Annotated in this window: 1 protein-coding gene; it reads right to left on the bottom strand. The window is 62.9% G+C overall.

The window, feature by feature from the left end; translation table 11 throughout:
- The gene (locus CEK29_RS23835) at positions 1–26,229 is read right to left on the bottom strand and encodes a VCBS domain-containing protein (protein ID WP_094857731.1); all 26,229 of its coding nucleotides are present in this window, start codon (positions 26,227–26,229) and stop codon (positions 1–3) included.
- Between the last annotated feature and the right edge of the window lie 49 nt (positions 26,230–26,278).

A 26,278-nucleotide genomic window follows, 5' to 3' on the forward strand; every position in this document is an offset into this window, starting at 1 on the left:
TCAGTGATTGACGTCGAGTTTCCCCTTTTGCAGCAGGTCGTTGATGATGGCCTGGTTGTCCAGCGTGCCGTTCTGCGTGAGATCCACGTTTTCGAGCACGATCTTCTGGTCCGCGCCCTGACCGATCTGGCCTTGCGTGTTGATGTTGATGACGGTGTTGTTGCCGTCTTTCTGGAAGTTGAGGTACTGCGTCAGCGTGCCGTCCTTCTCGCCGATCAACAGGTCCTTCAGATCCAGGATGTCGCCACCGTCGGCCGGCTTGGCCGTGGAGAAGTCCTTGATGACGTCGACCGCGGGGGCGGCGATCGTGCCCTGGTCGCTGAGCTCCCATTTGAACGTGTCGCTGCCGGTGCCGCCCAGGAGCGTGTCATTGCCCTTGCCGCCGATCAGGGTGTCGTTGCCGCTGCCGCCATCGAGCCTGTCGCTGCCCGCGCCGCCATGCAGCAGGTCGTTGCCCGTACCGCCGTAGAGGATGTCGTTGCCGTCTTCACCATACAGCGAGTCGTCGCCGCCCTGACCATAGATGATGTCGTTACCCGTGCCGCCGCGCACCGTGTCGCCGCCGCCGCGCGTATCGTCGGGGAGGTTGAAGCTGGCGTGGTTGGCCTTGAGGTAGTCGTAGACCTCCAGGGTCGTGGGCGTCTTGCCGTTGGTGTAGGTGAGGTAGTCGACCAGCGCCTTCATGCCCTGACCGTCGTGCGAGCCGGCCGCGACGTTGCCCCAGGCGAGATGATCGGTATTGATCGTGTCGCCGAAAATGACGTCGTCGCCGGCGCCGGCGCTGATGTTGTCGCTGCCCACCGTGGCCGGGTCGGTGCTGGAGCTGCCGCGTTCGAGCGCGGCGGCGAGCTGGTCGCCCTGCAGCACGATGTCGACCTGGCCGGACGGCGCGATCACCATCTGGCTCGATGCCCACACCGCCAGCGTGATGTCGTCAATCGACACCGTCGACATGCGCAGGTTGTTGGAGTTGTCGATCACCTCGAACACGAAGCGATAGGTGCCCGCCGACAACAGACGCGACTCGATGCCGGTCGTGCTGTTGTAGCCCGACGTGCTCGTGCCGCTGTCGGCCGTCACCCAGCGTCCCGTGGACGAGTCATAACGCTGCACCGTCCAGTTGAACTGATCGCCCGTGACGAAATTGCTCGTGAGCGCGGTGAAGCTCACCTTGCCGTAGCTGCCCGAGGAGATGGAGAAGTTCGGGCTGGTGGCGGTCGTGGAGCTGCCGCCGTTCCAGTCGGTAATCGCCATCGTGTTGCTGCTGCTGCGGCCGACCGATCCCGACAGCAGGCCCGTGCCTGTCGTGGACCAGTTGCTCACGTTGTTCATGCCTGTGCCGGTCGAGGTATTGAAGCTGGCCATGACCGTCTCGGTGCCGGTGCCGAAGGTGACGTAGCCCGTGCTGTTGCCGTTGCCGGTGTTGTCGAACAGCTTCAGGTACTCGCCGTTGACCCCATTGCCGATGCCGATCGCGTGAACACTGCTGGTGTTGCTGAGCGGCGCGAAGGCATTCACCGACTCCTGCAGCGTGACCACGTCGGTCGAGTTGCCGGTGCCGCCGATCGTGCCGGTGGAGCGGATGTAGTAAGTGGGGTCCCCGTCGGTCAGGAAAAAGGTGAGGTTCTCGTAGCCCGCCGCCGCCGTCTTGCCGGCCGCAGTCTGGTTGTTGAACCAGGTCACCGCGGTGTTGAACGCGGCTTCGTAGTTGGTGCCGCCATCCGCGACGAGGTTGTTGATGGCAGTGAGCAGGCTCGGCAGATTGCTCTTGTTGAGGCCTTGTAGCGTGATCGCCTGGTTGCTGTTCGTGGAGAAGCCGATCAGCGTGACGTTGACCACACCGTCGTGACCGGACAGTTGCGTGCCCAGGTTGGTGAGCGCGTCCTTGACCAGCTTGATCCGCGAATTCGCATAGGTCGTGTTGGTCGAGCCGTCCAGGCCGAAGGCCATGCTGCCCGAGGTGTCCACGACAAGCGCGATGTTGTAGTTCTTGCCGGGCTCAACCGTGGTGACGGTACCGCCCTTGTCGCCCAGGATGATGTCGTCGCCCGATCCCCCGACGAGCGGCGAGCCCGGGGCGCTGCCGGAATTCTCGCCCGTCACGAGGTTGTTCGTGACGATCGCGAAGTTGTATTCGCCCGAGGTGTTCTTGCCGCCCAGGTCCGTGCCGCCCGTGTCCTGCACCTTGAAGCCGAACGAGGTGTCCTGTCCGGCCGTCGAGGGCGTGTAGACCAGCTTGCCGGCGGCAATGTCCGCTGCCGAGACGGCCGTGTTGACGGTGACCGCCTGACCGTTGAGCGTCAGCGTGCCGTTGGCGGGCAGGCGCGAGATGATGACGCTTTGCAAGCTGTTGCCCTCGGCGCCGTCGCTGAACGCGAAGTCGCTGGTTTTGAAGGCGTAGCCTGCACCCGCGCCCACCGTCGTCGAATTGTCGGCCGATATGGGCGCGTCGTTGGTGCCCACGACCGATACCGTGATCGGCTGAGTGGTCTTGCCATCGCCGGCCGTGACGTTGAAGGTCTCCGACAGCACGGCGCCGGGCCCGAGGTTCTGCACCGCGGGCAGGCTGTTGTTCAGCGAGTAGGTCCAGTTGCCGCTGCCATCGATCGAGAAGCTGCCGTATTTGCCGACCACGTTGGTCTGCGCCACGACACCGCTCTGGCCCGCGTCCGCGTCGGTGACGGTGAGCTTGCCCGTGGCGGTCAGCGTGTAGTCCTCTGTGACCGAGCCGGAGGTCTGGCCGGTGATCACCGGGGCGTCGTCCGTCCCGTTGATCGAGACGGTGACCGTCTTGGTGTCCGTGCCTCCCTGACCGTCGCTGACCTGCACCGTGTAGGTCTCGGTGACCGTCTCTCCGCCTTTCAGCACCTGCGCGGCGGCGTTGTTCAGCGTGTACGTCCACTTGCCGGCGGCGTCCATGGAGAAGGAGCCGTAGGTGCCCGTCGTGTTGCCGACGGTGGCATAGGTGAGTCGGTCGCCCGTGTCCACATCGGTGGCGGACAGCTGGCCGCTCGCGGTCTGCGTTCCGTCCTCGGTGACGGTGCCCGTGAGGGTGCCCGAAAGCTTGGGTGCGTCGTTGGTCCCCTGGATGGTGACCGTGATCTGGCTCGTCGTGCCGTCGGCCGACTTGACCGAGAAGGTCTCGGTCAGCGACTTGCCAACACCCAAGGCCTGAACGGAGTTATTGGCGTTGTCGAGGTTGTAGGTCCAGCTGCCGCTGGCATCGATGGCGAAGGTGCCGTAGGCGCCCTTGGTGGCGGCCTGGACTTGGAAGCTTGCCTGACCTGCGTCGGGATCGACGACGTTGAGCTTGCCGGTGGCGAGCAGGGTGCCGTCTTCCTTCACGATGCCTGCGTCGTCACCCGGCTTGCTCGGGGTGATGATGGCGGCGTCGTCGGTACCGTTGATGGTGATGTTCACCGTCTTGGTGTCCGTGCCGCCTTGGCCGTCGCTGACTTGAACGGTGTAGGTCTCGGTGACGGCCTGGCCGGTCTTGAGGATCTGAGCGGCGGCGTTGTCGAGGGTGTAGGTCCACTTGCCGTTGGCGTCCACGGCGAAGGAGCCGTAGGTGCCTGCGGCGTTCCCGACGACGGAGTAGGTGAGTTTGTCGCCGGCGTCGACGTCGGTGCCGGTCAGTTGACCCGATGCCGTCTTGACGCCGTCCTCGGTCACCGAGCCGGTGACTTCGCCGCTCAACTTCGGTGCGTCGTTAGTCCCTTGAATCGTGACCGTGATCTGGCTGGTCGTGCCGTCGGCCGACTTGACCGAGAAGGTCTCGGTCAGCGACTTGCCGGCACCCAAGGCCTGAACGGAGTTATTGGCGTTGTCGAGGTTGTAGGTCCAGCTGCCGTTGGCGTCGATGGCGAAGGTGCCGTAGGCGCCCTTGGTGGCGGCCTGGACTTGGAAGCTTGCCTGACCTGCGTCCGGATCGACCACGTTGAGCTTGCCCGTGGCGAGCAGGGTGCCGTCTTCCTTGACGATGCCTGCGTCGTCACCCGGCTTGCTCGGAGTGATGATGGCGGCGTCGTCGGTGCCGTTGATGGTGATGTTCACCGTCTTGGTGTCGGTGCCACCCTGGCCGTCGCTCACCTGCACCGTGTAGGTCTCGGTGACGGCCTGGCCGGTCTTGAGGATCTGAGCGGCCGCGTTGTCGAGGGTGTAGGTCCACTTGCCGTTGGCGTCCACGGCGAAGGAGCCGTAAGTGCCCGTTGCGCCACCGACGACCGCGTAAGTGAGCTTGTCGCCTACGTCGATATCGGTGCCGGTCAGTTGACCAGTGGCTGTCTTGACGCCGTCTTCCGTGACCGTGCCGGTAACTTCACCGGAGAGCTTCGGTGCGTCGTTGGTGCCCTGGATCGTGACGGTGATCTGGCTGGTCGTGCCGTCGGCCGACTTGACCGAGAAGGTCTCGGTCAGGGACTTGCCGGCACCGAGTGCCTGCACGGAGTTATTGGCGTTGTCGAGGTTGTAGGTCCAGCTGCCGTTGGCGTCGATGGCGAAGGTGCCGTAGGCGCCCTTGGTGGCGGCCTGGGCTTGGAACGTCGATTGGCCGGCGTCGGGATCGACGACGTTGAGCTTGCCGGTGGCGAGCAGGGTGCCGTCTTCCTTGACGATGCCTGCGTCGTCACCCGGCTTGCTCGGGGTGATGATGGCTGCGTCGTCGGTGCCGTTGATGGTGATGTTCACCGTCTTGGTATCCGTGCCACCTTGGCCGTCGCTCACCTGCACCGTGTAGGTCTCGGTGACGGCTTGGCCCGACTTCAGGACCTGAGCTGCGGCGTTATCCAGCGTGTAGGTCCACTTGCCGTTGGCGTCCACGGCGAAGGAGCCGTAGGTGCCCGTTGCGCCACCGATGACGGAGTAGGTGAGTTTGTCACCGGCATCGATGTCGGTGCCGGTCAGTTGACCCGATGCCGTCTTGACGCCGTCCTCGGTCACCGAGCCGGTGACTTCGCCGCTCAACTTCGGTGCGTCGTTAGTCCCTTGAATCGTGACCGTGATCTGGCTCGTCGTGCCGTCAGCAGACTTGACCGAGAAGGTCTCGGTGAGGGCCTTGCCGACACCGAGTGCCTGCACGGAGTTGTTGGCATTGTCGAGGTTGTAGGTCCAGTTGCCGTTGGCATCGATGGCGAAGGTGCCGTAGGCGCCCTTGGTGGCGGCCTGGACTTGGAAGCTTGCCTGACCTGCGTCGGGGTCGACGACGTTGAGCTTGCCCGCGGCGAGCAGGGTGCCGTCTTCCTTCACCGTGCCTGCGTCGTCACCCGGCTTGCTCGGGGTGATGATGGCGGCGTCGTCGGTACCGTTGATGGTGATGTTCACCGTCTTGGTGTCAGTGCCGCCTTGGCCGTCGCTAACTTGGACCGTGTAGGTCTCGGTGACTGCCTGGCCCGATTTCAGGATCTGGGCAGCCGCGTTGTCGAGGGTGTAGGTCCACTTGCCGTTGGCGTCCACGGCGAAGGAGCCGTAGGTGCCTGCGGCATTGCCGACGACGGAGTAGGTCAGCTTGTCACCGGCATCGATGTCGGTGCCGGTCAGTTGACCCGATGCCGTCTTGACGCCGTCCTCGGTCACCGAGCCGGTGACTTCGCCGCTCAACTTCGGTGCGTCGTTAGTCCCTTGAATCGTGACCGTGATCTGGCTGGTCGTGCCGTCGGCCGACTTGACCGAGAAGGTCTCGGTCAGGGACTTGCCGGCACCGAGTGCCTGAACGGAGTTATTGGCGTTGTCGAGGTTGTAGGTCCAGCTGCCGTTGGCATCGATGGCGAAGGTGCCGTAGGCGCCCTTGGTGGCGGCCTGGACTTGGAAGGTCGATTGTCCGGCGTCGGGATCGACGACATCCAGCTTGCCATTGGCGACGAGTTGGCCGTCCTCCTGGACGCGACCTTGATCGGCGCCCGGCGTGTGCGGGGTGATCACGGCCGCGTCGTCGGTACCGTTGATGGTGACCGAGATGACCTTCGTGTCGGTGCCGCCGTGGCCGTCGCTCACCTGGACCGTGTACGTTTCGGTGATCGCTTGGCCCGACTTCAACGTTTGGGCGGCAGCGTTGTCGAGCGTATAGGTCCACTTGCCGGTGGCATCGACACCGAAGGAACCATAGGTTCCCTTGGCGTTGCCGACGACAGAGTAGGTGTGCGTGTCGGTGGTGTCGACGTCAGTCGTAGTGAGCTGACCGCTGGCGGTCTTGGTGCCATCTTCGGTAACGGAGCCCGTGACTTCGCCACTCAGTTTGGGCGCGTCGTTGGTCCCTTGGATGGTGACCGTGACGTCGTGCTTCGACCCGTCGGCCGACGTGACCGTGAAGGTCTCCGTCAGACTCTTATCCGCGCCGAGTGCCTGAACTGCCTTATTCGCGTTGTCGAGGTTGTAGGTCCAGTTACCGTTCGCGTCGACCGCGAACGTGCCGTAGGCACCCTGAGTGCCCGGCTGAACTTGGAACACAGCCTGACCAGCATCCGGATCGACGATATCGAGCTTGCCGTTGGTGACGAGCTGACCGTCCTCTTGAACACGACCTTGATCGGCGCCCGGGGTGTGCGGGGTGATGATGGCTGCGTCATCGGTGCCATTGATGGTGACTGAGATTACCTTCGTGTCGGTGCCACCGTGGCCGTCGCTGACTTGGACCGTGTAGGTCTCGGTGATCGCCTGACCCGACTTCAGCGTCTGCGCTGCTGCGTTATCCAGCGTATAGGTCCACTTGCCGGTGGCATCGACACCGAACGAACCGTAGGTTCCCTTGGCGTTGCCGACGACAGAGTAGGTGTGCGTGTCGGTGGTGTCGACGTCCGTCGTGGTGAGCTGACCGCTGGCGGTCTTGGTGCCATCTTCGGTCACGGAGCCCGTGACTTCGCCGGAGAGCTTCGGTGCGTCGTTCGTGCCTTGGATCGTGACCGTGATGTCGTGGGTGGAACCGTCGGCGGACGTGACCGTGAAGGTCTCCGTTAGACTCTTATCCGCGCCGAGTGCCTGAACTGTCTTATTCGCGTTGTCGAGGTTGTAGGTCCAGTTACCGTTCGCGTCGACCGCGAACGTACCGTAGGCGCCTTGCGTCGTGGGTTGTGCCTGGAACACGGCCTGACCAGCATCCGGATCAACAATGTCCAGTTTGCCGTTAGTCGTAAGCTGTCCGTCTTCCTGAACGCGACCTTGGTCCGCGCCCTGAGTGTGCGGGGTGATGACGGCAGCGTCATCGGTGCCATTGATGGTGACCGAGATCACCTTCGTATCGGTGCCACCGTGTCCGTCGCTAACTTGGACCGTATAAGTCTCAGTGATCGCCTGACCCGACTTCAACGTTTGGGCGGCAGCGTTGTCGAGCGTATAGGTCCACTTGCCGGTGGCATCGACGCCGAAGGAACCATACGTTCCCTTCGCGTTGCCGACGACAGAGTAGGTGTGCGTGTCGGTGGTATCGACGTCAGTCGTGGTGAGCTGACCGCTGGCGGTCTTGACGCCATCTTCGGTCACGGACCCAGTGAATTCGCCACTCAGCTTCGGCGCATCGTTGGTTCCTTGAATCGTGATCGTGATGTCGTGCTTCGACCCGTCGGCCGACGTGACCGTGAAGGTCTCCGTCAGAGTCTTGTCCGCGCCGAGTGCCTGTACCGCCTTGTTGGCATTGTCGAGGTTGTACGTCCAGTTGCCGTTCGCGTCGACGGCGAAGGTGCCGTAGGCGCCGGCCGTCGCCGGTTGAACTTGGAACACAGCCTGCCCAGCATCCGGATCGACGATATCGAGCTTGCCGTTGGTGACGAGCTGTCCATCCTCCTGAACGCGGCCTTGATCGGCTCCCGGTGTATGCGGGGTGATGACGGCAGCGTCATCGGTGCCATTGATGGTGACCGAGATCACCTTCGTATCGGTGCCACCGTGTCCGTCGCTAACTTGGACCGTATAAGTCTCAGTGATCGCCTGACCCGACTTCAACGTTTGGGCGGCAGCGTTGTCGAGCGTATAGGTCCACTTGCCGGTGGCATCGACGCCGAAGGAACCATACGTTCCCTTCGCGTTGCCGACGACAGAGTAGGTGTGCGTGTCGGTGGTATCGACGTCAGTCGTGGTGAGCTGACCGCTGGCGGTCTTGACGCCATCTTCGGTCACGGACCCAGTGAATTCGCCACTCAGCTTCGGCGCATCGTTGGTTCCTTGAATCGTGATCGTAATGTCGTGCTTCGACCCGTCGGCCGACGTGACCGTGAAGGTCTCCGTCAGAGACTTGTCGGCGCCTAGAGCCTGGACAGCCTTGTTGGCGTTGTCGAGGTTGTAGGTCCAGTTGCCGTTGGCGTCGACAGTGAAGGTGCCGAACGCCCCTTGAGTCGACGGTTGCGCTTGGAACACAGCTTGGCCGGCATCCGGATCGACGATGTCCAGCTTGCCGTTGGTGACGAGCTGACCGTCTTCTTGAACACGACCTTGATCGGCCCCGGGCGTGTGCGGGGTGATCACGGCTGCGTCGTCGGTGCCGTTGATGGTGACCGAGATGACCTTCGTGTCGGTGCCGCCGTGGCCGTCGCTGACCTGGACCGTGTAGGTCTCGGTAATTGCCTGACCCGATTTCAGCGTCTGAGCGGCAGCATTGTCGAGCGTGTAGGTCCACTTGCCCGTGGCATCGACAGCGAACGATCCATAGGTGCCGGTGGTCTTGCCAACTACGGAGTAGGTGTGCGTGTCAGTTGTGTCAACGTCGCTCGTCGTCAACTGACCGCTGGCGGTCTTGACGCCATCTTCGGTCACGGAGCCGGTAACCTCGCCACTCAGCTTCGGCGCGTCGTTCGTACCTTGGATCGTGACTGTGATGTCATGCGTGGAGCCATCGGCCGACGTGACCGTGAAGGTCTCCGTCAGACTCTTGTCCGCGCCGAGTGCCTGTACAGCCTTGTTGGCGTTGTCGACGTTGTAGGTCCAGTTGCCGTTCGCATCGACAGTAAACGTGCCGAACGCACCCTGCGTCGAAGGCTGCGCTTGGAACACAGCTTGGCCGGCATCCGGATCGATGATGTCCAGCTTGCCGTTGGTGACGAGCTGACCGTCTTCTTGAACACGACCTTGATCGGCCCCGGGCGTGTGCGGGGTGATGACGGCAGCGTCATCCGTGCCGTTGATCGTGACCGAGATGACCTTCGTGTCGGTACCGCCGTGACCGTCGCTGACTTGGACCGTGTAGGTCTCGGTAATTGCCTGACCCGATTTCAGCGTCTGAGCGGCAGCATTGTCGAGCGTGTAGGTCCACTTGCCCGTGGGATCAATGGCGAACGAACCGTAGGTGCCGCTGGCCTTGCCAACCACGGAGTACGTGTGCGTGTCGGTCGTGTCTACATCAGTCGTGGTGAGCTGACCACTAGCCGTCTTGGTGCCGTCCTCGGTCACCGAACCCGTGACTTCGCCCGAGAGCTTGGGCGCGTCATTGGTGCCTTGAATCGTGACCGTGATGTCGTGCTTCGACCCGTCGGCCGACGTGACCGTAAAGGTCTCGGTCAGCGACTTGTCGGCGCCGAGACCCTGGACAGCCTTGTTGCCGTTGTCGAGGTTGTACGTCCAGTTGCCGTTCGCGTCGACCGTGAAGGTGCCGAACGCACCTTGAGTCGAGGGTTGCGCTTGGAACACAGCTTGGCCGGCATCCGGATCGATGATATCAAGCTTGCCGCTGGTCTCGAGCTGACCGTCTTCCTGCACATGACCTTGGTCGGCGCCCGGGGCGTGCGGAGTGATTACGGTGGCATCGTCGGTGCCGTTGATGGTGACCGAGATCACCTTCATGTCGGTGCCGCCGTGGCCGTCGCTCACCTGGACCGTGTAAGTTTCGGTGATCGCTTGGCCCGACTTCAACGTTTGGGCGGCAGCATTGTCGAGCGTATAGGTCCACTTGCCGGTGGCATCGACGCCGAAGGAACCATACGTTCCCTTCGCGCTGCCGACGACGGAGTAGGTGTGCGTATCGGTGGTGTCAACGTCGCTGGTCGTCAACTGACCGCTGGCGGTCTTGACGCCATCCTCGGTCACCGAACCCGTGACTTCGCCCGAGAGCTTCGGCGCGTCATTGGTCCCTTGAATCGTGACCGTGATGTCGTGCTTCGACCCGTCGGCCGACGTGACCGTGAACGTCTCCGTCAGCGACTTGTCGGCGCCTAGAGCCTGGACAGCCTTGTTGGCATTGTCCAGGTTGTACGTCCAGTTGCCGTTCGCATCGAGCGTGAAGGTGCCGTAGGCGCCAGCCGTCGCCGGTTGAACTTGGAAGACGGCTTGGCCCGCATCTGGGTCAACGATGTCGAGTTTGCCGTTAGTCGTAAGCTGACCGTCTTCCTGGACGCGACCTTGGTCGGCACCCGGAGTGTGCGGAGTGATCACGGCAGCATCGTCGGTGCCGTTGATGGTGATCGAGATCACCTTCGTGTCCGTGCCACCGTGGCCGTCGCTGACCTGGACGGTGTAGGTTTCCGTGATCGCCTGACCCGACTTCAGCGTCTGGGCGGCAGCATTGTCGAGCGTGTAGGTCCACTTGCCCGTGGGATCGATGGCGAACGAACCGTAGGTGCCGCTGGCCTTGCCAACCACGGAGTACGTGTGCGTGTCGGTCGTGTCTACATCAGTCGTGGTGAGCTGACCACTAGCCGTCTTGGTGCCGTCCTCGGTCACCGAACCCGTGACTTCGCCCGAGAGCTTGGGCGCGTCATTGGTGCCTTGAATCGTGACCGTGATGTCGTGCTTCGACCCGTCGGCCGACGTGACCGTGAAGGTCTCCGTCAGAGACTTGTCGGCGCCTAGAGCCTGGACAGCCTTGTTGGCGTTGTCGAGGTTGTAGGTCCAGTTGCCGTTGGCGTCGACCGAGAACGTGCCGTAGGCGCCTTGCGTCGAGGGTTGCGCTTGGAACACAGCTTGGCCGGCATCCGGATCGACGACATCGAGCTTGCCATTGGCGACGAGTTGGCCGTCCTCCTGGACGCGACCTTGATCGGCGCCCGGCGTGTGCGGGGTGATCACGGCTGCGTCGTCGGTACCGTTGATGGTGACCGAGATGACCTTCGTGTCGGTGCCGCCGTGGCCGTCGCTCACCTGGACCGTGTAAGTTTCGGTGATCGCTTGGCCCGACTTCAACGTTTGGGCGGCAGCGTTGTCGAGTGTATAGGTCCACTTGCCATTGGCATCGACACCGAACGAGCCATACGTTCCCTTCGCGTTACCGACGACGGAGTACGTGTGCGTGTCGGTCGTATCGATGTCAGTCGTGGTGAGCTGGCCGGAAGCCGTCTTGGTGCCGTCCTCGGTCACCGAACCCGTGACGTCACCGGAGAGCTTGGGTGCGTCGTTCGTGCCTTGAATCGTGACCGTGATGTCGTGCGTGGAGCCGTCGGCGGACGTGACCGTGAAGGTCTCCGTCAAGGACTTGTTCGCGCCGAGACCCTGGACAGCCTTGTTGCCGTTGTCGAGGTTGTAAGTCCAGTTACCGTTGGCGTCGACAGCGAACGTGCCGTAGGCGCCGGCCGTTCCGGACTGAGGCTGGAATACAGCCTGCCCAGCGTCCGGATCGGCAATATCCAGTTTGCCACCGGCGACAAGCTGGCCGTCTTCCTGAACACGACCTTGATCGGCCCCGGGCGTGTGCGGGATGATGACGGCAGCGTCATCGGTGCCGTTGATGGTGATCGAGATCACCTTCGTGTCGGTACCGCCGTGGCCGTCGCTGACCTGGACCGTGTAGGTCTCAGTAATCGCCTGCCCCGATTTCAGCGTCTGAGCGGCAGCATTGTCGAGCGTGTAGGTCCACTTGCCCGTGGGATCGATGGCGAACGAACCGTAGGTGCCGCTGCCCTTGCCAACCACGGAGTACGTGTGCGTGTCGGTCGTGTCGACATCAGTCGTGGTGAGCCGACCGGAAGCCGTCTTGGTGCCGTCCTCGGTCACCGAACCTGTGACTTCACCGGAGAGCTTCGGCGCGTCATTCGTGCCTTGAATCGTGACCGTGATGTCATGCGTGGAACCATCGGCGGACGTGACCGTGAAGGTCTCGGTCAGCGACTTATCGGCGCCAAGTGCCTGTACAGCCTTGTTGGTGTTGTCGAGGTTGTAGGTCCAGTTGCCGTTCGTATCGACGGCGAACGTGCCGTAGGCGCCCGCCGTCGCCGGCTGAGCTTGGAACATAGCCTGCCCGGCATCAGGGTCGACGATGTCGAGCTTGCCGTTGGTGACGAGCTGTCCATCCTCTTCGACGCGACCCTGGTCGGCCCCCGGCGTGCGCGGGGTGATGACGGCAGCGTCATCAGTCCCGTTGATCGTGACCGAGATCACCTTCGTGTCCGTACCACCGTGGCCGTCGCTGACCTGGACGGTGTAGGTTTCCGTGATTGCTTGCCCCGACTTCAGCGTCTGGGCTGCGGCATTGTCCAGCGTGTACGTCCACTTGCCCGTGGCATCTACGCCGAAGGCGCCATATGTTCCCTTCGCGTTGCCGACGACGGAGTAGGTGTGCGTGTCGGTCGTATCGACGTCAGTCGTGGTGAGCTGGCCAGTGGCGGTCTTGACGCCATCTTCCGTCACGGAACCCGTGACTTCGCCGGAGAGCTTCGGCGCATCGTTGGTCCCTTGAATCGTGACCGTGATGTCATGCGTGGAACCATCGGCGGACGTGACCGTGAAGGTCTCGGACAGAGACTTATCGGCACCAAGTGCCTGTACTGCCTTGTTGGTATTGTCGAGGTTGTAGGTCCAGTTGCCGTTGGCGTCGACCGCGAACGTGCCGTAGGCGCCGGCCGTTCCGGGCTGCGGTTGGAACACAGCCTGGCCGGCATCCGGATCGACGATATCGAGCTTGCCGTTGGTGACGAGCTGTCCGTCTTCCTGCACACGACCTTGGTCGGCCCCCGGCGTGTGCGGGGTGATCACGGCAGCATCGTCGGTACCGTTGATGGTGATCGAGATCACCTTCGTGTCGGTACCGCCGTGGCCGTCGCTAACTTGAACCGTGTACGTTTCCGTGATCGCCTGGCCCGACTTCAGCGTCTGCGCTGCGGCGTTGTCCAGCGTGTAGGTCCACTTGCCGGTGGCATCCACTGCGAACGCACCAAAGGCGCCGGTGGCCTTGCCCACGACAGAGTAGCTGTGCGTGTCGGTCGTGTCGACGTCAGTCGTGGTGAGCTGACCAGATGCCGTCTTGGTGCCGTCCTCGGTCAGCGAACCGGTGACTTCGCCCGAGAGCTTCGGCGCGTCATTGGTCCCTTGAATCGTGACCGTGATGTCGTGCTTCGACCCGTCGGCCGACGTGACCGTGAACGTCTCCGTCAGCGACTTGTCGGCGCCTAGAGCCTGGACAGCCTTGTTGGTGTTGTCGAGGTTGTAAGTCCAATTACCGCTCGCATCGACGGCAAACGTGCCGTAGGCACCCGCCGTTCCAGGCTGCGCCTGAAACACAGCCTGGCCGGCATCCGGATCGACGATATCGAGCTTGCCGTTGGTGACGAGCTGTCCGTCTTCCTGCACACGACCTTGGTCGGCCCCCGGCGTGTGCGGGGTGATCACGGCAGCGTCGTCGGTGCCGTTGATGGTGACCGAGATAACCTTCGTGTCCGTACCGCCGTGACCGTCGCTGACCTGGATGGTGTAGGTTTCCGTGATTGCTTGGCCGGACTTCAGCGTCTGCGCTGCTGCGTTATCCAGCGTGTACGTCCACTTGCCCGTGGCATCTACGCCGAACGAACCGTAGGTTCCCTTGGCGTTGCCGACGACAGAGTAGGTGTGCGTGTCTGTGGTGTCGACGTCCGTCGTAGTGAGCTGACCAGAGGCCGTTTTGGTGCCGTCCTCGGTCACCGAGCCCGTGACTTCACCACTCAGCTTGGGCGCGTCGTTAGTACCCTGGATCGTGACCGTGATGTCGTGCGTGGAGCCGTCGGCAGACGTGACCGTGAAGGTCTCCGTGAGCGACTTGTCCGCGCCGAGACCCTGGACAGCCTTGTTGGCGTTGTCCAAGTTGTAAGTCCAGTTGCCGTTGGGGTCGACAGTGAAGGTGCCGAACGCCCCTTGAGTCGACGGTTGCGGCTGGAACACAGCTTGGCCGGCATCCGGATCGACAACATCCAGCTTGCCATTGGTGACGAGCTGTCCGTCCTCTTGGACGCGACCCTGGTCGGCGCCCGGCGTGTGCGGGGTGATGACGGCAGCGTCATCCGTGCCGTTGATGGTGACAGAGATCACCTTCGTGTCCGTACCGCCATGGCCGTCGCTGACCTGGACCGTGTAGGTCTCAGTGATCGCTTGGCCCGATTTCAACGTTTGGGCGGCAGCGTTGTCGAGTGTATAGGTCCACTTGCCATTGGCATCGACGCCGAAGGAGCCATATGTTCCCTTCGCGTTGCCGACGACAGAGTAGGTTTGCGTGTCGGTGGTATCGACGTCCGTCGTGGTGAGCTGACCAGAGGCCGTCTTGGTACCGTCCTCGGTCACCGAGCCCGTGACTTCACCGGAGAGCTTCGGCGCGTCATTCGTGCCTTGAATCGTGACCGTGATGTCATGCGTGGAACCATCGGCGGACGTGACCGTGAAGGTCTCGGTCAGCGACTTATCGGCACCAAGTGCCTGTACAGCCTTATTGGTGTTGTCGAGGTTGTAGGTCCAGTTGCCATTGGCATCGACAGTGAAGGTGCCGTAGGCGCCCGCCGTCGCCGGCTGAGCTTGGAACACACTCTGCCCGGCATCCGGATCGACGATATCGAGCTTGCCGTTGGTGACGAGCTGTCCGTCCTCTTGGACGCGACCCTGGTCGGCGCCCGGCGTGTGCGGGATGATGACGGCAGCGTCATCGGTGCCGTTGATGGTGACGGAGATGACTTTGGTGTCGGTACCACCGTGACCATCGCTGACCTGAACCGTATAGGTCTCAGTAATCGCCTGGCCCGACTTCAACGTTTGGGCTGCGGCGTTATCCAGCGTGTAGGTCCACTTGCCATTGGCATCGACGCCGAACGAACCATAGGTTCCCTTCGCGTTGCCGACGACAGAGTAGGTGTGCGTGTCCGTCGTATCGCGGTCAGTCGTCGTCAGGTGACCGCTGGCGGTCTTCACGCCATCTTCGGTCACCGAACCGGTAACTTCGCCCGAGAGCTTAGGTGCGTCGTTCGTGCCTTGAATCGTGACCGTGATGTCGTGCGTGGAACCATCGGCAGCCGTTACCGTGAAGGTCTCCGTCAGCGACTTGTCTGCACCGAGCGCTTGAACTGCCTTATTCGCATTGTCGAGGTTGTAAGTCCAGTTGCCGTTGGCGTCGACCGCGAACGTGCCGTAGGCGCCGGCCGTTCCGGGCTGAGGTTGGAATACAGCCTGCCCGGCGTCCGGATCGATAATATCCAGTTTGCCACCGGCGACAAGCTGGCCGTCTTCCTGAACACGACCTTGGTCGGCACCCGGGGTATGCGGGGTGATGATGGCCGCGTCGTCCGTGCCATTGATGGTGACCGAGATGACCTTCGTGTCGGTGCCACCGTGTCCGTCGCTGACTTGAACCGTGTAGGTCTCAGTAATCGCCTGGCCCGACTTCAGCGTCTGCGCTGCGGCGTTGTCGAGCGTATATGTCCACTTGCCCGTCGCATCGACAGCGAACGAACCAAAGGCACCGGTGGCTTTGCCAACCACGGAATACGTGTGCGTGTCGGTCGTGTCGACGTCGCTGGTCGTCAACTGACCGCTGGCCGTCTTCACGCCATCTTCGGTCACCGAACCCGTGACTTCGCCGGAGAGCTTCGGTGCATCGTTGGTCCCTTGAATCGTGACCGTGATGTCGTGCTTCGACCCGTCGGCGGACGTGACCGTGAAGGTCTCGGTCAGCGACTTGTCTGCGCCGAGTGCCTGGACAGCTTTGTTGGCGTTGTCTAGGTTATACGTCCAGTTGCCGTTCGCATCGACCGTGAAGGTGCCGAACGCCCCTTGAGTCGACGGTTGCGGCTGGAACGCAGCTTGACCGGCATCCGGGTCGACGATATCCAGCTTGCCGTTGGTGACGAGCTGACTGTCCTCTTGAACACGTCCTTGATCGGCACCCGGAGTGTGCGGGGTGATGACTGCTGCGTCATCTGTGCCGTTGATCGTGACGGAGATCACCTTCGTGTCAGTACCGCCGTGTCCGTCGCTAACTTGGACCGTATAGGTCTCAGTAATCGCCTGACCCGATTTCAGCGTCTGGGCTGCGGCGTTATCCAGCGTGTAGGTCCACTTGCCATTGGCATCTACGCCGAATGAGCCATACGTTCCCTTAGCGTTGCCGACGACGGAATAGGTGTGCGTGTCGGTGGTGTCGACGTCCGTCGTAGTGAGCTGACCGCTGGCGGTCTTGACGCCATCCTCGGTCACGGACCCAGTGACTTCGCCACTCAGCTTCGGCGCATCGTTGGTCCCTTGAATCGTAACCGTGATGTCATGCGTGGAACCATCGGCGGACGTGACCGTGAAGGTCTCGGTCAGCGACTTGTCTGCGCCGAGTGCCTGGACAGCTTTGTTGGCGTTGTCTAGGTTATACGTCCAGTTGCCGTTCGCATCGACCGTGAAGGTGCCGAACGCCCCTTGAGTCGACGGTTGCGGCTGGAACGCAGCTTGACCGGCATCCGGGTCGACGATATCCAGCTTGCCGTTGGTGACGAGCTGACCGTCCTCTTGAACACGTCCTTGATCGGCACCCGGAGTGTGCGGGGTGATGACTGCTGCGTCATCTGTGCCGTTGATCGTGACGGAGATCACCTTCGTGTCAGTACCGCCGTGTCCGTCGCTAACTTGGACCGTATAGGTCTCAGTAATCGCCTGACCCGATTTCAGCGTCTGGGCTGCGGCGTTGTCCAGCGTATAGGTCCACTTGCCATTGGCATCTACGCCGAATGAGCCATACGTTCCCTTAGCGTTGCCGACGACGGAATAGGTGTGCGTGTCGGTGGTGTCGACGTCCGTCGTAGTGAGCTGACCGCTGGCGGTCTTGACGCCATCCTCGGTCACGGACCCAGTGACTTCGCCACTCAGCTTCGGCGCATCGTTGGTTCCTTGGATCGTGACCGTGATGTCGTGCTTCGACCCGTCTGCGGACGTGACCGTGAAGGTCTCGGTCAGCGACTTGTCGGCACCGAGAGCCTGGACCGCCTTGTTTGCGTTATCCAGGTTGTAGGTCCAGTTGCCATTGGCGTCGACGGCGAACGTGCCGTAGGCGCCCGCCGTCGCCGGCTGAGCTTGGAACACAGCCTGCCCGGCATCCGGATCGACGATGTCGAGCTTGCCGTTGGTGACGAGCTGTCCATCCTCTTGGACGCGACCCTGGTCGGCGCCCGGCGTGTGCGGGGTGATGACGGCAGCATCATCCGTGCCGTTGATCGTGACCGAGATCACCTTCGTGTCGGTGCCGCCGTGGCCGTCGCTGACCTGGACGGTGTAGGTTTCCGTTATTGCTTGGCCCGACTTCAGCGTCTGGGCTGCGGCATTGTCCAGCGTGTACGTCCACTTGCCCGTGGCATCTACGCCGAAGGAACCATATGTTCCCTTCGCGTTGCCGACGATAGAGTAGGTGTGAGTGTCGGTCGTATCGACGTCAGTCGTGGTGAGCTGGCCAGTGGCGGTCTTGACGCCATCTTCCGTCACGGAACCCGTGACTTCGCCGGAGAGCTTCGGCGCATCGTTGGTCCCTTGAATCGTGACCGTGATGTCATGCGTGGAACCGTCGGCGGACGTGACCGTGAAGGTCTCGGTCAGCGACTTGTCTGAACCGAGTGCCTGTACAGCCTTGCTGGTGTTGTCGAGGTTGTAAGTCCAATTACCGTTCGCATCGACAGTGAAGGTGCCGTAGGCGCCCGCCGTCGCCGGCTGAGCTTGGAACACAGCCTGCCCAGCATCCGGATCGACGATATCGAGCTTGCCGTTGGTGACGAGCTGACCGTCTTCTTGAACACGACCTTGATCGGCCCCGGGCGTGTGCGGGGTGATGACGGCAGCGTCATCCGTGCCGTTGATCGTGACCGAGATGACCTTCGTATCCGTGCCACCGTGGCCGTCGCTGACCTGGACCGTGTAGGTCTCGGTGATTGCTTGACCCGACTTCAGCGTCTGCGCTGCTGCGTTGTCCAGCGTGTAGGTCCACTTGCCGGTGGCATCGACGCCGAAGGAACCATAGGTTCCCTTGGCGTTGCCCACGACAGAATAGGTGTGTGTGTCGGTGGTGTCGACGTCAGTCGTGGTGAGCTGACCGCTGGCGATCTTAATGCCGTCCTCAGTCACCGAGCCCGTGACTTCACCGGAGAGCTTCGGTGCGTCGTTCGTGCCTTGGATCGTGACTGTGATGTCGTGCGTGGAGCCGTCCGCCGACGTGACCGTGAAGGTCTCCGTCAATGACTTGTCGGCGCCGAGAGCCTGTACCGCCTTGTTGGCGTTGTCGAGGTTGTAGGTCCAGTTGCCGTTGGCATCGACGGCGAACGTGCCGTAGGCGCCTTGCGTCGTGGCTTGCGCCTGGAACACAGCCTGACCGGCGTCCGGATCGACGATATCCAGCTTGCCGCTAGTGACAAGCTGGCCGTCTTCCTGCACATGACCTTGGTCGGCGCCCGGGGCGTGCGGAGTGATTACGGCGGCATCGTCGGTGCCGTTGATGGTGACCGAGATCACCTTCGTGTCGGTGCCGCCGTGGCCGTCGCTCACCTGGACCGTGTAGGTCTCGGTGATTGCTTGGCCCGACTTCAGCGTCTGCGCTGCTGCGTTGTCCAGCGTGTAGGTCCACTTGCCGGTGCTGTCCACTGCGAACGAACCATAGGTGCCGGTCGGCTTGCCCACGACAGAGTAGGTGTGCGTATCGGTGGTGTCGACGTCAGTCGTGGTGAGCTGACCAGAGGCCGTCTTGGTGCCGTCCTCGGTCACCGAGCCCGTGACTTCACCGGAGAGCTTCGGCGCGTCATTCGTGCCTTGAATCGTGACCGTGATGTCGTGCTTCGACCCGTCGGCGGACGTGACCGTGAAGGTCTCCGTCAGCGATTTGTCGGCGCCAAGGGCTTGAACTGCCTTGTTGCCATTGTCGAGGCTGTAGGCCCAGTTGCCGTTGGCGTCGACGGTAAATGTGCCGTAGGCGCCCGCCGTTCCTGGCTGCGGTTGGAACACGGCTTGGCCGGCATCCGGATCGATGATGTCGAGCTTGCCGTTGGTGACGAGCTGTCCGTCCTCTTGCACCCGGCCCTGATCGGCGCCAGGGGCGTGCGGGGTAATGATTGCAGCGTCGTCGGTGCCGTTGATGGTGACCGAGATCACCCTCGTGTCGGTGCCGCCGTGGCCGTCGCTCACCTGGACCGTGTACGTTTCGGTGATCGCCTGACCCGACTTCAACGTCTGGGCGGCAGCGTTGTCGAGCGTATAGGTCCACTTGCCGGTGGCATCGACGCCGAAGGAACCATACGTTCCCTTCGCGTTGCCGACGACAGAGTAGGTGTGCGTGTCGGTCGCATCGATGTCAGTCGTGGTGAGCTGGCCGGAAGCCGTCTTGGTGCCGTCCTCGGTCACCGAACCCGTGACGTCACCGGAGAGCTTGGGTGCGTCGTTCGTGCCTTGAATGGTGACCGTGATGTCGTGAGTGGAACCGTCGGCCGACGTGACCGTGAAGGTCTCGGTCAGCGACTTATCGGAACCAAGTGCCTGGACAGCCTTGTTGGCGTTGTCGAGGTTGTAGGTCCAGTTGCCATTGGCGTCGACGGCGAACGTGCCGTAGGCTCCAGCCGTCGCCGGTTGAACTTGGAAGACGGCTTGGCCCGCATCTGGATCGACGATATCGAGCTTGCCGTTGGTGACAAGCTGACCGTCTTCCTGAACGCGACCTTGATCGGCGCCCGGCGTGTGCGGGGTGATCACGGCTGCGTCGTCGGTACCGTTGATCGTGACCGAGATCACCTTCGTGTCGGTACCACCGTGACCATCGCTGACCTGGACCGTGTAGGTCTCAGTGATCGCCTGACCCGACTTCAGCGTCTGCGCTGCTGCGTTGTCCAGCGTGTAGGTCCACTTGCCGGTGGCATCGACGCCGAACGAACCATAGGTTCCCTTCGCGTTGCCGACGACGGAGTAGGTGTGCGTGTCAGTGGTGTCGACGTCGCTGGTCGTCAACTGACCGCTTGCCGTTTTTACGCCATCTTCCGTCACGGAGCCGGTGACCTCGCCGCTCAGCTTCGGCGCGTCATTCGTGCCTTGGATCGTGACCGTGATGTCGTGCTTCGACCCGTCGGCCGACGTTACCGTGAACGTCTCCGTCAGAGACTTGTCGGCGCCGAGAGCCTGGACAGCTTTGTTGGCGTTGTCCAGGTTGTACGTCCAGTTGCCGTTCGCGTCGACCGTGAAGGTGCCGAACGCACCCTGCGTCGAAGGCTGCGCTTGGAACACAGCTTGGCCGGCATCCGGATCGACAACATCCAGCTTGCCATTGGTGACGAGTTGTCCGTCCTCTTGGACGCGCCCCTGGTCGGCGCCCGGCATGTGCGGGGTGATGACGGCAGCGTCATCGGTGCCGTTGATGGTGACCGAGATCACCTTCGTGTCGGTACCGCCGTGACCGTCGCTGACTTGGACCGTGTAGGTCTCGGTAATTGTCTGACCCGATTTCAGCGTCTGGGCTGCGGCGTTATCCAGCGTATAGGTCCACTTGCCATTGGCATCGACGCCGAAGGAACCATATGTTCCCTTCGCGTTGCCCACGACAGAGTACGTGTGCGTGTCGGTGGTGTCGACGTCAGTCGTGGTGAGCTGACCGCTGGCGGTCTTGGTGCCATCTTCGGTCACGGAGCCCGTGACTTCGCCACTCAGCTTCGGTGCGTCGTTCGTGCCTTGAATCGTGACCGTGATGTCGTGGGTGGAACCGTCGGCGGACGTGACCGTGAAGGTCTCGGACAGCGACTTATCTGAACCGAGTGCCTGGACAGCCTTGTTGGTGTTGTCGAGGTTGTAAGTCCAATTACCGTTCGCATCGACCGTGAAGGTGCCGAACGCCCCTTGAGTCGACGGTTGCGGCTGGAACGCAGCTTGGCCCGCATCCGGATCGACGATGTCCAGCTTGCCGTTAGTCGTAAGCTGTCCGTCTTCCTGAACGCGACCTTGGTCGGCACCCGGAGTGTGCGGAGTGATCACCGCAGCATCGTCGGTGCCGTTGATGGTGATCGAGATCACCTTCGTGTCGGTGCCGCCGTGTCCGTCGCTGACCTGGACCGTGTAGGTTTCGGTGATCGCTTGGCCCGACTTCAACGTCTGGGCTGCGGCATTGTCGAGCGTGTAGGTCCACTTGCCCGTGGCATCTACGCCGAAGACGCCATATGTTCCTTTCGTGTTGCCTACGACGGAGTAGGTGTGCGTGTCGGTCGTATCGACATCAGTCGCGGTGAGCTGACCGCTGGCGGTCTTGATGCCATCTTCCGTGACGGAACCCGTGACCTCACCACTGAGCTTCGGCGCGTCGTTCGTGCCTTGAATCGTGACGGTGATGTCGTGCGTTGAACCGTCGGCCGACGTGACCGTGAAGGTCTCCGTCAGCGACTTGTCGGCACCAAGAGCCTGAACCGCCTTGTTGGTGTTGTCGAGGTTGTACGTCCAGTTGCCGTTGGCATCGACGGCGAACGTGCCGTAGGCGCCCGCCGTCGCCGGCTGAGCTTGGAACACAGCCTGCCCAGCATCCGGATCGACGATATCCAGCTTGCCACTAGTGACAAACTGGCCGTCTTCCTGGACGCGACCCTGGTCGGCGCCCGGGGTATGCGGGGTGATGATGGCAGCGTCATCGGTCCCGTTGATCGTGACCGAAATGACCTTCGTGTCGGTGCCGCCGTGACCGTCGCTGACTTGAACCGTATAGGTCTCGGTGACAGCCTGACCCGACTTCAGGACCTGGGCCGCCGCGTTATCCAGCGTGTAGGTCCACTTGCCGGTGGCATCGACACCGAACGACCCGTACGTTCCCTTCGCGTTACCGACCACGGAGTACGTGTGCGTGTCGGTCGTGTCGACATCAGTCGTGGTGAGCTGGCCGGAAGCCGTCTTGGTGCCATCTTCGGTCACCGAACCGGTAACTTCACCCGAGAGCTTCGGAGCGTCATTCGTACCTTGGATCGTGACCGTGATGTCGTGCTTGGACCCGTCGGCCGACGTGACCGTGAAGGTCTCCGTCAGAGATTTGTCGGCACCAAGAGCCTGAACCGCCTTGTTGGCATTGTCCAGGTTGTACGTCCAATTACCGTTCGCATCGACAGTAAACGTGCCAAACGCACCCTGCGTCGAAGGCTGCGCCTGAAACACAGCCTGCCCGGCATCCGGATCAACGATGTCCAGCTTGCCGCTGGTCACGACCTGTCCGTCTTCCTGCACACGACCTTGGTCGGCGCCCGACGTATGCGGAGTGATCACGGCTGCATCATCGGTCCCATAGATCGTGACCGAGATCACCTTCGTGTCGGTACCACCATGCCCGTCGCTGACCTGAACCGTATAAGTCTCGGTGACAGCCTGACCCGACTTCAGGACCTGGGCCGCCGCATTATCCAGCGTATACGTCCACTTCCCGGTGGCATCGACACCGAACGACCCATACGTTCCCTTCGCGTTGCCCACAACGGAGTACGTGTGCGTATCGGTGGTATCGACGTCCGAAGTCGTCAACTGCCCGCTAGCCGTCTTGACGCCATCTTCGGTCACCGAACCGGTAACTTCGCCCGAGAGCTTGGGTGCGTCGTTCGTGCCCTGGATCGTGACGGTGATCTGGCTCGTCGTGCCATCGGCTGACTTCACCGAGAACGTCTCGGTCAGCGACTTGCCCAGGCCCAGCGCCTGCACCGCGTTGTTGGCGTTGTCGAGGTTGTACGTCCAGTTGCCGTTCGCATCGATCGCGAAGGTGCCATAGGCCCCTTTGGTCGCGGTCTGGATCTGGAACGTCGACTGACCCGCGTCGGGATCGGCCACGTCCAGCTTGCCCGACGCCAGCAGCGCGCCGTCTTCTTTCACCGTGCCGGCGTCGTCGCCCGGTTTGCTCGGCGTAATGACGGCACCGTCGTCCGTCCCGTTGATCGTGATCGTCACGACCTTGCTGTCCGTGCCGCCCTGGCCGTCGCTGACCTGGACCGTGTAGGTCTCCGTCACGGCCTGACCGGTCTTCAATACCTGCGCCGCGACGTTGTCGAGCGTGTACGTCCACTTGCCGTTGGCGTCCACGGCGAAGACACCAAAGGTGCCCTGGGCCGCGCCGAGCACCGAGTAGCTCAGTTTGTCGCCGACATCGATGTCGGTGCCGGTCAGTTGACCGGTCGCCGTCTTGACGCCGTCCTCCGTGACCGCGCCGGTCAATGCGCCGGACAGCCTGGGCGCGTCGTTGGTCCCCTGGATCGTCATGGTGACCTGGCTGGTAGTGCCATCGGCAGACCGCACCGTGAAGACTTCCGCGAGCGACTTGCCTGCGCCCAGGGCCTGCACCGAGGCGTTGGTGTTGTCGAGGCTGTAGGTCCAGTTGCCGTTCGCGTCGATGGTGAAGTTGCCGTACTGACCCTGCGTCGACGGCTGCGCCTGGAACGTCGACTGACCCGCGTCGGGATCGGCCACGTCGAGCTTGCCCGATGCCAGCAGCGCGCCGTCTTCCTTCACCGTGCCGGCGTCGCCGCCCGGCTTGTTCGGGGTGATCACAGCACCGTCGTCGGTGCCGTTGATCGTCACCGTCACGACCTTGCTGTCCGTGCCGCCCTGGCCATCGCTCACGCGCACGGTGTACGTCTCTTGCACGCTCTCGCCGGCCTTTAGCACCTGCGCCGCGGCGTTGTCCAGCGTATACGTCCACTTGCCGTTGGCGTCCACGGCGAACGCGCCATACGTGCCGGTCGCGCTTCCCACCACGGAATACGTATGCGTGTCGCTGGTGTCGACATCCGTGGTCTGGAGTTGACCGGTCGCACTCTGCACGCCGTCTTCCGTCACGGATCCGGTGAGTTGGCCGGAGAGCGTGGGCGCGTCGTTGGTCCCCTGGATCGTCACGGTCAACGCGTGCGTGGCGCCGTCGGCCGCTCGCACGGTGAAGGTTTCGGTGAGGGACTGGGCGGCGCCCAGGGCCTGCACCGAAGCGTTGGCGTTGTCGAGGCTGTACGTCCAATTGCCGTTCGCGTCGATCTTGAACGTGCCGTACTGCCCCTGGGTGCCCGTCTGCGCCTGGAACACAGCCTGTCCGGCATCGGGATCGGTGATGTCGAGATTACCGCTCGCGGTGAGCTGGCCGTCTTCCTGCACCTTGCCTTGATCGCTACCCGGCGTGGCGGGGCGGATGACGGCACCGTCGTCGGTGCCGTTGATCGTGATCGTGATGACCTTGGTATCGACGCCGCCCTGGCCGTCGCTCACGCGGACGGTGTAGGTCTCCTGCACGCTCTGACCCGACCGCAACACTTGCGCGGCAGCGTTGTCGAGCGTGTACGTCCATCGTCCCGTTGCGTCGACCGCGAACGCGCCATAGGTGCCGGTGGCGTTGCCGACGACCGCATAGGTATGGGTGTCGCGTGCGTCTACGTCGGCGGTCTGCAGCTGGCCGGCGGCGCTCTGCACGCCGTCTTCGGTGACGGCGCCCGTGAGATCGCCCGAGAGGCGAGGGGCGTCGTTGGTGCCGTTGATCGTGATGGTCACGTCACGGGTGGCGATGCCACCATGCCCGTCGTCGACGCTGACCTTGAAGGTTTCGGTCAGCGTCTGGCCCACGCTCAGGGCCTGCACGGCAGGATTGCTGTTGGTCAGGTTGTAGGTCCATTGACCGTCGGCGCCCAGCGTCAGCGTGCCATAGTTGCCTTTGCCGCCATTGACGACGGTCCACGTGTGGGTGTCCGAGGTGTCGCGGTCGCTGACCGACAGTTTGCCCGACACGCTCAGGCTGGTGTCCTCGTTCACCGCGCCCGTGGCCTGGCCACTGAGGGTAGGGACGTCGTTGGTCCCGTTGATGGTGATCGTGACCTGCGCGCTCGTGCCGTCGGCGGACGTGACGGTGAACTGATCGGTGACCTTGTCGTTCACCCCGAGGGCCTGCACGCGCGGATCGCTGTTGTTCAGCGCGTAGTGCCAGTTACCGTTGGCGTCGATCGAGAATGTGCCGTACTGCCCGGCGCGCTGCGCCTGCGCCACGAAGTTCGACTGTCCCGCGTCGGGATCGGTGACGCTGAGCTTGCCCTGCGCGGTCAGCGCGGTGTCTTCCTGCGCGGTGGCCGCCGTGTTGCCCGAGATCGTGGCGGCGTCGTTCACGCCGATCACCGTGACCTGCAGCGTTGCCGTCGAGGTTTTGCCGCTGGGGTCGGTCACGGTGTAGACCACCGTGCTGATGGCACTCTGGCCCTGGGCCAGATGCGTAAATTGCGTGCCCGGGTCGAAGGTATAGGTGCCGTCGGGCAACACCGTGAACGTGCCGCCATTGGAGCCCGGCAGCGTCAGGCCGCCCGCGCCCATGGGCCGGCCGTTCACGGCCGACACGCTCAGCGTGTCGCCATCGGCATCCGTGTCATTGCCCAGCACATTGCCGCGCAGCACCGCGCGCTCCGTGCCGGAGATCCTGTCGTCCACCGACACCGGCGGGCGGCCGCCGTCGTTGACGGGAGTGCCGGGGTCCGTGGCGGGAGGCGTCGTGGCAGGGGGCGTTGTCGCCGGAAGCGTTCCGGCAGGCAGCGTCGCGCCAGGCGCCGTTCCGGCAGGCAGCGTCGTAGCGGGAGACGTCCCGGCAGGAAGCGTCGCAGCCGCGTCGTCGTCGTCACTCCCCGCGCCGCCGCCGCCCGAGGCGCGGGGCACGTAGTCGTCGCCGCGTACCGGGTTGGGGTAGGCCAGATTCAGCGGCGTCGTGGTTTCAAGGATATGGGCCAGGCGGACGAAGCTGCCACCGCCGTCGCCGCCGCCACTCCCGGTGATGGTCGCGGCGGTCGGGTCGAGTTCATCGAAGGGATCGCGACCCGCCTCCAGGGCCGCGAGCAGGCGTTCGGAATCCGGGCCAGTCGGCGGCGTGATGGCCGCTTCGGACGCGTCGTCCAGCGGCCCCAGCATGTCCCCATTTAACGCCACCTCGCGTTCCGCGCCGATCACCACGGGCATGCCGTTCTCCACCTGGAGCGTGACGGTGGCGCCGGAGGCGGTGACCACCTCGCTGTCGGGCGGGATGCGGCTCCCCTCGTGCAGTTCGGTCAGCGAGCCGTCGCTATGACGAATCCAGGCGCGGCCGGTGATGGCGATGACGATGGCGGGGGAGGAGGTAGCCATAAGGTATCCATATAAAGGATTAGTCCGTATGGCTTGATCCTAGAGGTCA

Origin of the sequence: Bordetella genomosp. 5, assembly GCF_002261475.1 — a bacterium.
GTDB lineage: Bacteria > Pseudomonadota > Gammaproteobacteria > Burkholderiales > Burkholderiaceae_B > Bordetella.

Coding starts and splice junctions, on each gene's coding strand:
- CEK29_RS23835 (WP_094857731.1), bottom strand. CDS start 26,229: ATGGCTACCTCCTCCCCCGCCATCGTCATCGCCATCACCGGCCGCGCC.